At 45.4% G+C, this 14732-nt stretch carries 15 protein-coding genes; 5 read left to right on the top strand and 10 right to left on the bottom strand.

From position 1 onward, the window contains the following. The first annotated feature begins 87 nt into the window (after positions 1–87). Positions 88–618 (top strand): dihydrofolate reductase family protein, encoded by a 531-nt coding sequence (locus V1501_RS08400; RefSeq protein WP_409292558.1) that lies wholly within the window; start codon positions 88–90, stop codon positions 616–618. Positions 619–660: 42 nt separating this feature from the next. Here the strand turns inward: V1501_RS08400 and V1501_RS08395 are convergent, their stop codons facing one another. After that, on the bottom strand, positions 661–1515 hold the full coding sequence (locus V1501_RS08395; protein WP_409292557.1) for a glycerophosphodiester phosphodiesterase: 855 nt from the start codon (positions 1513–1515) through the stop codon (positions 661–663). A 344-nt stretch (positions 1516–1859) separates the two neighbouring features. Here V1501_RS08395 and V1501_RS08390 point away from each other — a divergent pair, with 344 nt between their 5' ends. Further along, the gene (locus tag V1501_RS08390) at positions 1860–2216 is read left to right on the top strand and encodes a hypothetical protein (RefSeq protein ID WP_409292555.1); all 357 of its coding nucleotides are present in this window, start codon (positions 1860–1862) and stop codon (positions 2214–2216) included. Positions 2217–2290: 74 nt separating this feature from the next. Here the strand turns inward: V1501_RS08390 and V1501_RS08385 are convergent, their stop codons facing one another. The 5 genes from V1501_RS08385 to V1501_RS08365 form a co-directional block, all read right to left on the bottom strand. After that, positions 2291–2485, bottom strand: a complete 195-nt coding sequence (locus V1501_RS08385) for a hypothetical protein (RefSeq protein WP_409292554.1) — start codon at positions 2483–2485, stop codon at positions 2291–2293. Positions 2486–2738: 253 nt separating this feature from the next. Beyond that, a complete protein-coding gene (locus V1501_RS08380) occupies positions 2739–4190 on the bottom strand; it encodes an NAD-dependent malic enzyme (protein ID WP_409292553.1) in 1452 nt (483 codons plus the stop codon). 107 nt (positions 4191–4297) lie between these two features. Next, positions 4298–4792 (bottom strand): hypothetical protein, encoded by a 495-nt coding sequence (locus tag V1501_RS08375; protein WP_409292551.1) that lies wholly within the window; start codon positions 4790–4792, stop codon positions 4298–4300. A gap of 150 nt (positions 4793–4942) precedes the next feature. Continuing rightward, positions 4943–5416, bottom strand: coding sequence for a DUF948 domain-containing protein (locus V1501_RS08370; RefSeq protein WP_409292549.1), 474 nt, complete (start codon positions 5414–5416; stop codon positions 4943–4945). Between the two features lie 153 nt (positions 5417–5569). Continuing rightward, positions 5570–6565, bottom strand: a complete 996-nt coding sequence (locus V1501_RS08365; RefSeq protein ID WP_409292548.1) for a Gfo/Idh/MocA family protein — start codon at positions 6563–6565, stop codon at positions 5570–5572. A 170-nt stretch (positions 6566–6735) separates the two neighbouring features. Between V1501_RS08365 and V1501_RS08360 the strand changes: the two genes are divergently transcribed. Continuing rightward, positions 6736–7644 (top strand): acetamidase/formamidase family protein, encoded by a 909-nt coding sequence (locus V1501_RS08360; RefSeq protein WP_409292546.1) that lies wholly within the window; start codon positions 6736–6738, stop codon positions 7642–7644. A gap of 835 nt (positions 7645–8479) precedes the next feature. On the opposite strand, the gene V1501_RS08355 is transcribed toward V1501_RS08360, so the two are convergent. The 4 genes from V1501_RS08355 to V1501_RS08340 form a co-directional block, all read right to left on the bottom strand. Continuing rightward, positions 8480–9655 carry a MalY/PatB family protein gene (locus V1501_RS08355; RefSeq protein WP_409292545.1) on the bottom strand — a complete coding sequence of 392 codons (1176 nt, stop codon included), beginning with the start codon at positions 9653–9655 and terminating at the stop codon, positions 8480–8482. A gap of 146 nt (positions 9656–9801) precedes the next feature. Then, on the bottom strand, positions 9802–10032 hold the full coding sequence (locus V1501_RS08350) for a hypothetical protein (RefSeq protein ID WP_409292543.1): 231 nt from the start codon (positions 10030–10032) through the stop codon (positions 9802–9804). Between the two features lie 455 nt (positions 10033–10487). Beyond that, the gene (locus V1501_RS08345) at positions 10488–11834 is read right to left on the bottom strand and encodes an MFS transporter (RefSeq protein ID WP_409292541.1); all 1347 of its coding nucleotides are present in this window, start codon (positions 11832–11834) and stop codon (positions 10488–10490) included. A gap of 93 nt (positions 11835–11927) precedes the next feature. Next, positions 11928–12875 (bottom strand): TRM11 family SAM-dependent methyltransferase, encoded by a 948-nt coding sequence (locus V1501_RS08340; protein WP_409293300.1) that lies wholly within the window; start codon positions 12873–12875, stop codon positions 11928–11930. A 145-nt stretch (positions 12876–13020) separates the two neighbouring features. Between V1501_RS08340 and V1501_RS08335 the strand changes: the two genes are divergently transcribed. Both V1501_RS08335 and V1501_RS08330 read left to right on the top strand, forming a co-directional pair. Then, entirely contained in the window at positions 13021–13446 is a 426-nt protein-coding gene (locus V1501_RS08335) for a MarR family winged helix-turn-helix transcriptional regulator (protein WP_409292539.1), read from the top strand. Positions 13447–13476: 30 nt separating this feature from the next. Beyond that, on the top strand, positions 13477–14673 hold the full coding sequence (locus tag V1501_RS08330; protein WP_409292537.1) for an MFS transporter: 1197 nt from the start codon (positions 13477–13479) through the stop codon (positions 14671–14673). Positions 14674–14732: the final 59 nt, after the last annotated feature.

Below are 14732 nucleotides of genomic sequence, written 5' to 3'. Positions count from 1 at the left end.
TCCAGCTTGGAATTGGACTGTCTCTTTTTTAAAGAAGAACGGAGAAACCAAAAAATTGAGATCATTTTTATTAAGGAGTTGAAAAAAATGACCGCCAGAAACATTGTATTATTCATAGCTCAAAGCCTGGATGGATATATCGCAGCAAAAGATGATTCACTACAGTGGTTATTTGATGTCGAGGGCGAAGGAGATAATGGCTACTCAGAATTTTATGATGGGATAGACACCATCCTGCTCGGCAAGAGGACTTATGACTGGATCATGGAACATGAGAATGGGAATTTCCCTTACCAAAATAAAGAATGTTATGTCTTTTCACGATCTGAAATTAAAAATACTAATGCTGTTACTTTCGTGAATGAAGATATCTCTGCTTTTACGGCTAAATTAAAAAAGCAGGAAGGAAAAAGCATTTGGATGGTAGGCGGCGGAGATTTATTACATACCTTCCTAAAGGAAAACCTAGTGGATGAATTAATCGTGACTATAGCTCCTAAAATCCTCGGTGAAGGAATTCCACTATTCAAACCGGATGATTACTACCTGGATCTTCTCTTAACAGGCACCAGGACTTTTAATCAATTTGTTGAGTTACACTATAAAGTTAAACGCTGATATAAAGACAAAAAAGCCCATCTCTGGGCTTTTTTCCTTATGTTATTTCCCCTTCTTCACTTCGTGAAGCAAATCCGGGAAATTGGTGAACATGCCGGTCACACCCCAGTCAATCAGCTTCTGCATGGTTGCCTTGTCATTTACTGTATACGGATGGATTCCGAGACCGCTGTTTACCACCTTCTGTACATAGTCCTCTGTCAGATAGGTATAGTTGGGGCCGACACCTTCTGCATATGACTTGATTGCAGCAATTTCTGCATCGGTGATAACAGCCGTACTCTTATAGGACAAGAGCTGTATCAGCCTCACAGACGGATCCAGGCTGTGCATGATCTGCAAACTTTGCGGACTGAAGGACTGGACCAGCAGCTTTTCTTTGTCAATTCTGTACTCGTCGACAAGGCGGAGCAGCTCCTTCTCCATTCCTGGATATACTTCAGGAGATTTGGTTTCAATATAGTAGCTTTTGTTTTTTCCAAACTTTTTGAACACCTCTTCAAGAGTCGGCACCTTCAGTCCCGCATAGTCGGGATTTGCAAATTGCGGGTACTTTTCATTGAACCAGCTGCCTGCATCCAGTTCCTTAATTTCGGAGAGTGTATAATCCCTGACGAGCCCAGTGCCGTTGGTGGTTCGGTCCAGCGTCTCATCATGCATGGCGATCAGCTTTCCATCCTTGGTCATCTGGAGGTCGATTTCAATATAATCACCATGAAGCTGATCTCCCAGTTTATAAGAAGTGATGGTATGCTCTGGAGCATAGCCTGAAGCACCCCTATGGGAAACATTGACGATATCCGGGTATTTCTCTTTTGCTGCTGCCGCGAGCGGACCAGAGGCCAGACTTATCCCCATTACCAATGCGCCGACTGCAGAAATCCATTTTCTTTTCAAGTTCATCTCTCCCATCTCTATTTATCTTCCTTTCTAGCATAGATAAAAAATATAAAGCTTCCTTTTCAATTACATTAAGATAGTTGCGTATTTAGGTAAAAATGTGTTAAGAAAGCGTTTTCATTTTTCCGAATTTTATCTACTCCCTTCTTACTTCTAGTTTTGTCTACGTTTTACCTTGGTAATATATTACTAAATTGTACCGAACGCTTGAGATTCTCTCTGCAAAAAGGCCCTCATAATTTTGATATCTACTCTTTTTTCTGCAAATTTCACACAAAAGAATACAAGAAGGGTAAAATGATCAAAAAAGGAAATAAATACATGTTGGGGGATTCACTCTTTTGAAAAAGAAAATTTTCATTCTCTTATTATCGATTATTGTGCTGATTGGAGGTATTTACATTTGGTTTGTAAAAAGGCATGAGTTTACACAGGAAAAATGGAATCATGAACCTTTAGAAAGAATGGATATCGTTTACGATTTATTATCCACTCATGATCTAATTGGAATGCCCAAGGAGCGTGTTATGCGATTATTAGGATCAGATAGTGACCCCGCAGCAGAGGGAAAGGGAATAAGATACAATCTAGGACCTGAACCCGGGTTATTTGGTTTATTCAGCATAGACGACGCCTGGTTAGTGCTTTATTTCAACAAGGACAACCGTGTCAGTCATTATGAAGTTACTGCCGATTAATGAAAAAGCTTAAATGGATACTCTCCCACTGCAGGCATTTCGGTTAATTTGAAAATGCCTGTCTATTAACTTAATCAATCAAGAATGGCTCCTCCTGTAAAGCTGATAACAGGGTATGTATGTTTTTCCACGCCGTACCAGTCTTCTTCTTTGCTGTCTGTTATCTTTAAGACGATGGCATTATATGTATCTGACAGTCTTTTGAATGAATCGGCTGCCATTTTCTTGGCATCGCTGCTCCGGAATTCTCCATAATTGACAAGGACCACTCCATTCCTTACCTCCATCTGTTGAATAGAAAAAACCGGTACATCGTCAGCTCTGCCAGGAAAACTCTAAAGTATCTGCCCTCCTGCAACAAGCAAAATCAGGAAGAGCAGCAGAATGAGAAATTCACCCTGGTCATACCTTCATTCATTTCATCATATATCAACATATTTCAACATATTAGCATTAAACTCCATATTAAGGATGTGAAAAAAGACCAGATCATAATGACCTGGTCTCTGCCTTTTATCTATTCTACAAGAATATATTTGTATTCGGGTCTTCTTTAATGCTTCTGCTGTATTCCTTACGGGCAATACCGGATTCATTGGCCGCGTCGATGACGGCCTTACGCACGGATTCCACAACTTTCTCATTGAATACACTTGGAATGATATAATCGGCATTCAATTCACTTTCATTGATGGAGTCAGCGATGGCTTTGGCGGCCGCAAGCTTCATCTCCTCATTGATGGAGGAAGCGCGGCAGTCCAGTGCTCCCCTGAAGATTCCCGGGAAGCAGAGTACATTGTTGATCTGGTTCGGATAATCCGAGCGGCCGGTCGCCATGACGCTGACGTAAGGCTTTGCCACCTCAGGCAGGATTTCCGGTGTCGGATTTGCCATGGCAAATACGATCGGATCCTTGCCCATCTTTTTCACGTCCTCGACTTTAAGAACGCCAGGGCCGGAAACGCCGATGAAAATATCTGCGCCGCCGATTACTTCTGAGAGCGGTCCATGTTCCTGATTCGGATTGGTGTTTTGTGCATACCAGTTCCATTCCTGGTTTTCATATTCCTCTGTCCTTACAATGGCACCCTTTTTATCGACTCCGATGACATTTTTTGCTCCGGCGCTCAGAATCATTTTGGTGCAGGCGATGCCGGCTGCCCCTATTCCGCAGACTACAATCTTGCAATCTTCTATCTTCTTGCCCACAACTTTCAGTGCATTAAATAGACCTGCCAGGATCACGACAGCGGTTCCGTGCTGGTCATCATGAAATACCGGGATATCAAGCTCCTCGCTCAGCCTTCTTTCAATCTCGAAACAATTCGGAGAGGCGATATCCTCCAGGTTGATTCCGCCAAAAGCCGGTTCAAGGGCTTTGACCACCTGGATGATTTCCTCCGGGTCCTGGGTGTTCAGACAGATCGGAAATGCATCAATATTTGCCAGCTGCTTGAACAGCATGGCTTTTCCTTCCATAACCGGCATCGCAGCTTTCGGGCCGATATTTCCAAGGCCGAGCACAGCAGAGCCATCGGAAATTACAGCAATCGTATTCCTTTTGATTGTCAGTGTGTTTGCGAGCGTTTGATCCTTATGTATGGCCGTACATACCCGTGCAACTCCAGGTGTATATACCCGGGAAAGGTCATCACGGTTTTTGATGGGCGTTTTCAGCTTTGTTTCAATCTTGCCGCCAAGATGGACAAGGAAGGTCCTGTCCGAAACATGGATAAGCTTGACTCCTTTTATATTCGTAACTTCCCTGACCACAAGATCGCTGTGTTCCTGATCGAAAACAGTTACGGTAAAGTCGCGGACTGTCTGGGTTTTTCCCTCGCTGATCACATCAATTGCAATGATGTCGCCTTTCAGGCCGTTGATCAGTGTCGCAATGGTCCCGAAGTTTGCCTTGTCTTTATCAATTTCCAGGCGGAGAATTACATTAAGGTTTGCTCCTCTAGTAGCGGTCATATTTTTTTGGCTCCTTGCCTCTATTTTATTGTTTATACTACTCTATTATAGTAACAAATACTTTCTAATTTCAAAGAAAAGAGAAAGCGATTGCAAAAAAAAATGCGTTACTCGTTTTTCATCCCCTGAGAAACGGCTTCCGTCAGGAAAGCTTCAAGCTCTTTCTTTTTAAACTTACCGAGCCATTCTGCCTGATTTATGGGAAGAACTGCGGCAAGCTTCACTTTAACCATCGGCATTTCATACTCCCTGATTTCGGCAAGCGACAGCCCCTCTTCGATATCGGGAAAATCCGCCTCATTCTCATCGATGACAGGGATACCCTTATATTCATGAGGGTCATCCAGCTCACAATAAATATGCAGTCGCGGAAGCCGGCCCTTTCCATTCCCTTTATGCATGATGGTATTAAGATAGCTGCCGTTCGTCAGTTCAATCTCGACAATCATATTATCCAATTTTTCATATTTTGCCGCCGTAATCTCGCCTACTACACACTCCAGCTCAAGGCTATAGCCGCCAGAGGACTTGAATATGTAAATGGAAGCATTGAATACCTTTATTTCCTCTCCGTCTATCCTTAAGGATGCAATACCGGCCATAATTGTTCCTCCCCTCTTGTCCTCCCGGGCTGAAGGGGCCATCTGGCTTTCGCTCTTCTGCCTGCCTATATTATAAAACTTTCTATCATTCTTATAAAACAAAAGACATAAGAAAACGGAAGGGAATGTCCCTTCCGTCATTTGGCTGCATTACAGGTTCCTTCTGTAAGACTCGTTTGATGATGCCATCTCAATTCTGGCAGAATTTTTGGCTGCCTTGTTTTCTTTCCATCTTTCAAGCAGTTCCTTGGCGACATTGGTCCACTTGATGATATCGGCAATACGGTCCTGGCTGCCATCAATTCTTGTTTGTGCCTTAGTTGATACATTTTGAAGTGAAGAGTTAAAGCCCTGCAGCGAATTGCCGACTTTCTTTACATTCACAAAGACGGTATCAAGATTTTCTGATTTCTCCTGAATGTTTTCAGCAAGGGTATTTGTTTTATGTAACAGCTGAGCCGTTTCGGCTGTTACTCCCTGAAGCTGATTTTCGAGTCTGGAGATTGTTTCAGATACGGTATACATCGTTTTTTCCAGGGCTTTAAGAGTTTTCGTTAAGTAGACTACTAAAAGTACAAATGCAACTGCTATTACAGCGACACTCAAATACAAAATGATTTTCATGCTGCACCTCCTTGTTTTATAGTTTAAGTAATACCCGTTTGCCCCTCTTATAAACGGCTCCGCTAAGTTTTTATACATGCCGGCTTTTCCTTTCCGGTGAAAATGGGCCAATAGGAATGGTGCCTCCCGAAGGGAGGCACCATGATCTCCATTTTATCCTGGCAGCTCCTCTGCCGTGACCCGCCTTCCTTTTCTCGCTGAAATCGACGCAAGCTCGTTTAAAAGGCTCAGGCGATAAGCATCTTCACCGGTAATGGAAGGCTCCCTTCCTCCTGCTATGGAAGCAGCCCATTGATCGATTGGCATCTCCAGGGAAGAAGGGATATCAGGAGTAAGCCAATCCTCACCCAGCTTTCTGCTTTTTATTTTTACCGCTTTATCTTCAATCATGATCGTCCCCTCGGTGCCATAAAGCTCCAGCTGGAATGGACTTCCATACGAAACAAAGCCTGTTTCCAGGATGGCGAGGGCTCCTGATTCGTACTCCACGATTGCAGCTGAGTTCACATCCACCTCATGGCCATGTTCCTGGAATACCGCTGTAACAGCCGAAAGCGGACCGCAGATTCGGTTCGCAAGATAAATGGGGTGTGCTCCCAGGTCGATGAATGCTCCTCCGCCGCACTCTTCTCTGTCAAAGAAGTGGGCAGGAAGCCAGCCGCCGCCTTCCCCCTCACTCACTGCCCCATTGTGCGCCATGCGGCAGCGGATGGTCGTTAATTTCCCCAAAAGCCCGTCATCAAGCGCTTTCTGGGCATATAAGTAATATCCTTCCACAAGTCTTGGCAGAGAAATCACAATCCTGACACCGTGCTCTTCCACCTCCTGGAGAATTTCCCTGGCATCACTGGCAGATAGGGCAAGCACCTTTTCTGTGAAAATATGTTTTTTATTGGATGCAGCAGCAAGCATGATCCTTGTATGCATATTGGTCGGAGATGCTACAATCACAGCATCAATCTCCGGATCAGCAAGTACTTTCTCCAGGTTTTCTTCATACGGCACACCCAGGGATTCCGCCCACTCCCTGCCCCGCTCCGGATTTTCGTCCCATACTTTTTCAACTGAAATCAGGGGGGACTTCATCGCTGCGTCTGCATATTCATCGGCATGGACATGCCAGCGGCTGAGTAATGCTGTTCTGATCATAGGCTCACCTTCTCTTAAGTATTTGACTCTCTTAAAGTATACCTAAAGGGCAGCAATGGAGTGTAGCCATAAGGCAGTTCCATTGCTGCAAAACTTTCACTCGATGAATTGTAGTCTGGCTGGCAATATAATATGATAGTTTACAAAACTGTTTAAATTAGGAGGAGCTTATGAACGAGACACTCGCCTGCAAGGATATCATTTACGCATTCAGCAAAGACAATCATCCGGTCAAAATGGTAAAATCCGGTACAACCATTGCTATTGAAACATATGACTGCTTCAAAAATCAGCTGAATGCGGACAATCTTGAATTCATGTCCCTAAACTGGGATGAGATCAACCCGGCCACAGGTCCCATTTTTATTGAGGGGGCCGAGCCTGGCGATGTGCTGAAGGTGACGATAGAAGACATTGAAATAGCGGACAGCGGCGTGATGACTGTCGGACCCGATCTTGGTGTGATGGGACACCGTCTCGATGCATATGAAGCCAAATTGATTCCCATTCGAGACAAGAAAGCGATTTTTAATGAAAAAATAGCCATTGATATCAACCCCATGATTGGCGTGATCGGCGTCGCACCGCCGGGTGAGCCGGTCTCCTGCGGTACTCCGGGCAGGCATGGCGGAAATATGGACACCACTCTGATTGCACCGGGCGCCGAGCTGTATCTGCCTGTCTTTGCAGAAGGAGCCCTGTTTGCCCTCGGTGACATGCATGCAGCCATGGGGGACGGGGAAATTGGCGTATCCGGCATAGAAGTGCCGGGTAAGGCGACCGTGACGCTTGAAGTCATCAAAGGACATACCCTCACCCATCCGCTCGTCATTAACGAAGAAGGTACCGCTATCCTGGTTTCAGCTGAAACACTGGATGAAGCAGTAAAAACAGCAGTGGAAGAAATGCTTCATCTCCTTCTTCCCCATGCCGGCCTGTCCTTGAACGAACTGACCATGCTTTTCAGTGCTGCCGGCCAGGCACAAATCAGCCAGATTGTCGACCCGCTCGTGACAGCGCGGTTTTTTATTCCTGCGGCGATTTTGGAGGCTTGTGGTATTGAGCTGTTTAAATCGTGAGAAAGAATAGATCCTCCCTCGGGAGGATCTATTCTATAAAAGCAGTATATTTCTTCCACTGATATCGAATGGTTTTTCCAAAATTTACGATTAACATTGAGATTATTAGAAGTTGTAGAAGAAAAAAGGATATAAATGGTAATATAGCGATAAAAAGCGGGGTTTATATGCGAAAACCTTTGTTGATACTTTTGTTAGTACTTTCAGTTTTCCTGGCGTCGTGTTCACATTCGGAAAAAATTACATATGAGGGCAAAAGCAAGTTTTGGGACATCACATTTATGGTCACAAAGGCAGACGGTCATTTACATACTCCACTATTCAATACATCGGGAAAGAAAATTCACCCAAAGATGCCAATATAATACTCAGATTGGACTTCAAAGACGGTATGTATGAAGAGTATACCAATTCGTACCTGGTTAATAATCAAAACAAAAGCGGCGAGAAAAGATGTCGGAAAATTGTACTGATTTTAAGAAAAAGGACAAAATTAAGGCAAACATCATGTGGGGCAGGAAATTTGAAGATATTATCTTAACTTCAAAAAAATTATCATAAAGATTCTATAAACAAGGCATTTAGAGGGCAATCAGGCTCTCTAAATGCCTTGTTTGATAGGATTTTGGGACCCTCACTTTCAAGGCTAAGCAGGCAGTTTGACAATAAGCAGAAAGAGAAAAGCCGCTTCTTAATATCACTCAACTACATCAAAAATCCCCAAAAGTTAGATTTCACCTCTTACTTTTGGGGCGCGGGCATTTTATTTAAGAATATACCGCACACTTTATATGCAAAATTGCTTTGCTATGCTCACAACTATAATGATTAGTGGTTATGATAATGCATTAACTGCCCTCTCCAGCCTCTTCATGCCTTCTTCAACAATGGAACGCGGACAGGCAATATTAATCCTCAGGAAGCCTTCTCCGCCTTCTCCAAAAATATATCCATGATTGAACGCCACTTTTCCTTCTTTTTTCATATGCTGCTCCAGCTCCTTGGCATCAAGCCCGAGCGAACGGCAGTCTACCCATACCAAATAGGTGCCTTCCAGCGGGGAAACGATGAGCTTGTTCAAATGTGTTTCCAGGAATTTTTTTATATAGTCGTAATTGCCCTGCAGATATTCCAGCAGCTGATCCAGCCAGTCAGCGCCTTCCCGGTAGGCACTCTCTGCCGCCGCAATTCCGAATGTGTTCATGGACCCAAGGAAGTGCTCTACCATGCATTTCTTGAATTTCTCCCGTAAGCCGGCGTTTGGAATAATGATATTTGACGTCTGCAGCCCCGCCAGATTAAACGTTTTGCTTGGTGCTGTGCAGATGATTGAATTCTGCTCAAACTCCTCGTTAATGGAAGCAAAGACCTTATGCCTGCAGCCCGGCATCACCAGGTCTGCATGTATTTCATCTGATACGATGAGCACATCGTTCGCAAGACAGATCTCACCCAGCTCCCGCAGCTCCTCTTCACTCCATACCCTGCCAACGGGATTGTGCGGTGAACAAAGAATCAGCATCTTAACACCAGGCTTCAACTTTTCTTTTAAATCAGCAAAGTCCATAGTGTACCTGCCAGCCTCGTTCTGAAGCGGATTGACTGTCAGCTCCCGCCCGTTCATTTCAACCACTTTGGCGAATGGGTGATAAACAGGGCTTTGGATCATTATCCCGTCACCAGGTGATGTAAATGCCTGAACAATGATATTTAAAGCCGGCACCACCCCTGGTGCATGGCTGATCCATTCTTTTTGGATATTCCAATGGTGTCTTGTCTTCATCCAGTCAATGACGGCGTCCCAATAGGAATCAGTTCCGCCCGTATAGCCAAAGATTCCGTGCTCTGCTTTTGCCTTCAGGGCATCTATGACAGGCTGCGGCACCTTGAAATCCATGTCAGCCACCCACATTGGCAAAATATCTTTGTCGCCAAAAAGCTGTTCAGATTGATCCCATTTCACTGAACCTGTATTTGTTCTGGGAATATGTTCGTCGAAATTATATTTCATGTCTTTTCCTCCTTAGGCCTTATATCCAAAGCGGAAGTATGTATGTATGGTTATCAGTACTTTACCGGATAGTGGACCACTTAAGCAACTAACGTGATCAGAAAATAAAATAACCCGCCAAAGGCGGGCTGAGTAAAGATGCAGATTTATACGATAAGCATGGTCAATAGGAGTACAAAGGACAATCCAATATAACTGGCCCCGGAGTATTCCGCTGCTGCAGAGGCTAAATGGGAGCTGAGTGCCGTCCCGCCCAGGATCAAATCAATTCCAATCACGGCAGCAATCACCGGAATGGCAAGCATTGAACGTTTCCTGATCAGCATGACGGCCCCAATGATGCCCGCCGCATAAACTGCACTGATTAAATAAATCATATACTCCATCTCCTCATACCCTTTGGGATATCTTAATGTATTCTTTTCATTGAGCTAAGATAACTCTAATTTCTTAACTTTTCCTTAATATATTCTTCATGCCTGCTGTTTCTTCCTTCAATTACCCATACCGCGAAAAAAGAGGCTGTAAACCTGTCAATAGGGCTGTTACACAAATAAATCGGCCCGCTCCCCAAGTAAACCGGCCGCTCTCGCAAGTAAATCTGCCCATCCGGCTAGGAATACGCATTCAAGATCGATTTAGTCATCCTCTTGCCAGTTAACTGGGTCGCTTTTGATGGAATATAAGCTAAAAATCTGAGTAAACGAGCTTAAAACGCCCAAAACTTATGTGGATCAAACGCATCTCTTTTGTACAATTCTGCGCATTCTACACATCCGCTCTGCTGATAAAAAAAGAGGATGTCCCAATCTTCCGGGACTTCCTCTAAGATTTAATGGCGGGCAGCCGCCGCTTCACTGCGTTCGCTGCCTGCTTGATTCATGATGAAGAAAGAAGTTATCAGTGCCAGGATGCTGCCAATAAAGCCAAATATAAACAGATGATGAATGCCATCCATTGCGGTCTGGCCGTTTGTGAGCAGGGCACCCATGATGGTCACGCCGACGGCGGTACCCATGTTGCGGCAGAACATGAAGAAGGAGGTGGAAATCCCTTTTTCATGAGCCCCGGCCAGCTGCTGGGCTCCGATCATGCCGACTGTCGAGAGCAGGCCAAATGCCAGCCCCTGGACCGTCATGATCGCAAATACATACCAGAATCCATGTCCTTCATTCAGGAGGATCAGCATGAGTCCTGACAGCAGCAGCAGCGCATTGCCTGCAATGAGCAGGATCCGGTATCCGTATTTCAGGATCCATTTTCCGGCAGGCACCGCGACTGCCATCCAGCCGATGGCTGTCCCAAGCAGGGCGACGCCGCTCAGGAATAATGACATCCCTGCTACATTCTGAAGGAACAGCGGAATGTAGCTTGAAGTGCCGAATAGGGCAAGTGTCCCGATCAAAGCGTTGATGTTGATCCAGGAAATGGTTTTGTTTTTAAAGAGCGATAGTGGCACTATGGGCGAAGGCTGCTTCTTTTCAAAAAAGTAGAAGATGACCAGCAGCACAAGCCCGCCTGCAATGTAGACCAGCTGATCTGAGCTGATTACGGTCACAAGCAGCAGCAGTGAGACGCCAGCCGCAAAAAGGGCAGCCCCAGCATAATCCACGGATGCCCGCTTTGGCTGGTATCGTTCCTCATAAGGCAGCAGGGTCAGGAATGCAATGATACAAATTGGCAGGTTGATGAAGAAGATCCATCTCCAGGTCATATATTCGATGAAAAAGGCTCCAAGAAGCGGTGCCAGTACAGCTGACAGACCCCACATCGCTGTGAACAGCGCCTGAATTTTCCCCCTCTTTTCAACTGAAAATAAATCGCCTGCTATGATGGCCGGGAAAGGCATCATGAAACCAGCTCCGATTCCCTGCACAGCCCTGAAGATAACAAGCTGAAGCATGGAACCTGAAATACCGCATAATAGGGATCCGGCCAGGAATAAAAGGATTCCCGCTGCGAATACCCTTTTCCGTCCAAACAGATCGGATAGCCTGCCGGCCACTGGCGACAGGATGGTGGTGGTAATCATATAAGATGCAAACGACCAGGCATACAGATCGAACCGGCCGAGTTCATCGGCAATGATCGGCATGGTCGTGTTCATGATCGTCGTGTCCATTGATGCCACCAGCATGGCAAGGACTATGCTGATCATAACTGAAGTTCTACTTTTCATTATTTCTTTCTCCCTTACTTTAATTAGCACTGTATCTCTGACATATAGTAACAGGTATGGCCGTTTTTTTCCTTTCAGACATCCTGAAACTGTTTATTCACATACAAGAACCTGTCTTGCGAAATTGGCTTTGCGTGCTACACAGCGGTCCTTGATTACAAAACCGGCTTCCTTGATCATGGAGTCTACGGTATCAATGCTCACGATGACCGCTTTTTTTGAAAAACGGCGGGCATGCTTCAGGATGGCCAGCTGATCCTCGGGGGTGGCATGGGTATAGAGGTTGTATGGCATATCGATGATCGTCACATCATATTCCTTATCCACCTCGGAAATCGGCCCGGTCGTCACATTCCCTGCCAAACCAAAATACGCGATATTCTCACGGGAGCCATCCGTAACCAGCGGATTGATGTCACGGCCGTCAATATCAATCCCCATCGACAATGCCTCGACCAGCACAGTACCGATTCCGCAGCAGGGATCAATAGCCTTGATTCCTTCGGGGTGCGGCACAGCAATGTTGGCAACAGCTCTTGCAACCCTGGTGCTCAGAGCCGTCGAATATTCACGCGGCTTTTTTAAATGATGCAGCCAGACCGCCGTGCTCTGTTCCATGCGCCCGAAATACCATCTTCCTTCATATACCACGATTCCAAACAGGATGTCCGGATTCTTAATATCAGCATCCCCTGGCATTTCCCAGCCGATGCTTCTCTCTATATGAAGTCGTTGTTCATAGGAGACCTTGAAACCGGGATCCTGGATTTTGGCGAACTGAACCTTAAACGTTTTCTCTTCCGTATAAAGAGTTTTAGCCGGCTCCAAAAAATCCTCCCAGCTCTCCCCCTCAAACATGATCTCAATCCGCTCCTTCATGAACGGACTTCTGCTTGGGTCAATCCGGATATCATTCTTGATGACCATCGTATACTCGCCTGGGCCAAAAAAAGAGCGCATCTCAAGTTCGCAAAGTGAGCGCTCTTCTTCCATCGCCACATAGGTGTAAATATATTCCACTTTTTTCACTTTTACTTCCATCCTTTTATCCATGATATCTCAATCATACAGCTTATCATACTATCCTCTTTTTCACTACAGCTTAATTGTTTGTATACAAATTATATTTACACCAACAATATCCTCGTATATACTTAACAAAGGAAATCATTAGGAGCTGAAGGAAATGCTGAAAGACGAAATTGGATTCACGGCCTCCACGACGAGCAAAATGATCAGGAGCCTGGTAAACGGAACGTTAAAACCATATGGGATAACAGCGGAACAGTGGACAGTCTTAAAGCATCTTTCATTTGTCGACACGATTAATCAGAAGGACTTATCCATAAGAACAGACAAAGATCAGGCAACCCTGACCAAGATCCTTGACCTGTTGGAACACAATGGCCTCATCTCTCGAAAGCCAAATCCTGAGGACAGGCGTTCTTACCTGATTGAAATCAGCGACAAAGGGAAAAACCTGGTAAATACTGCCCTGCCGCTTATAGAGGAACTTTATGAAGACATCCTTGCCGGCCTGTCAAAAGAACAAATCGAAACCTTCATGGAAACCCTGCACACTCTCCAGGACAATATAAGGAAATTGAAATAACCGTAAACGTTATAGAAAGAAGGAATACCATTGACACAGCCAGACACAGCACAGCACTCCAAACTTTGGACAAGACAATATACACTGATCATCCTTATCACCTTTATCTTCTTCCTGAGCCTTCAGGCATTGATGGGTGGATTCCCGGCCTTTGTCACCGGAATTACGGAGGTACCATCAAAAGGCGGCCTGATGACAACATCATTCATGCTCGCTGCCATCCTTACTCGTCCCTTCATCGGCATTCTTATGCATAAAATTCAGGTAAAAATGACCCTCATTCTTTCCATGTTCTTCGTTTTGGCAACAATCATAGCAAGCTTTGGCAAAGAAACCTTTGCAGTCCTGATTGTACTTCGTATCCTTCAGGGAATATGCTTCGGAATCATTACTACCCTGCTTGCCACCCTGGCCACCAGCATGATCCCGGACGGGCGGCTTGGTGAAGGAATCGGCTTTTTTGGGATGGCAACAAGCCTTGGTACCTCTTTCGGTCCGATGGCAGCACTTACCATTGTCCATTCTTCATCCTTCAACAACCTGCTTTTGTTCACACTAATATTGATTATTCTGTCCCTTGCAGCCAGCCTGCTGATTCAGAGCAAGAAAAATGAACCTTCCATTAAACCAGTCCGGAATTCCAATCTGCTGGCATATGCCTTTGATAAAAGGGCGCTGCTGCCGGGCATTCTGGTCAGTTTGTTTTATGTAACCTTTTCAGGAATCGTCAATTACATCGACGGCCTTGGAGCTGCCAACGGCTTTGGCGGAAGGGTCTCCCTATTCTTTCTGATCATTGCGGGTATGATGATTTTAACAAGGCCGGCTACCGGTAAAATTTATGACCGTTTTGGACACAGATTCCTGGTTTACACGGCGAGCATCTGCGGTATCACCGGCCTGGTCCTGCTGACCATGACCCACAGCTTCCCGATGCTGTGCGCGGCCGCCATTTTTTACGGAGTTGCGTATAGTGTGATGCAGCCGACCTTCCAGGCCTGGGCGGTAAGCCGGGTGAGTCCTGATAAAAAAGGAACAGCGAACGCCATGACTCTGAATTTCATGGACTTTGGCATGGCCCTGGGTGCAGCAGTCATGGGTAATGTGGCTGTCCACACCAGCTATAATGCCGCTTTTGGCTTCTCAAGCTTCTTGATCGTAATCCTGCTCGCCATCTATATCGGGGTACGGGCTGCAGGCAGAAGAGCTCTGAATACAGCTGCTTAACAAGAAAACCCGCTTTCCAGTCTGTTTCTGGAACCGGGTTTTTTTATATTTGAATCTAG

The sequence above is a fragment of the Paraperibacillus esterisolvens genome (genome assembly GCF_046237625.1).
Classification (GTDB): Bacteria; Bacillota; Bacilli; order Bacillales; family DSM-1321; genus Paraperibacillus; species Paraperibacillus esterisolvens.
Note: the sequence above shows the minus strand (reverse complement) of the source record. Positions and strands in the feature narration are given on the sequence as shown.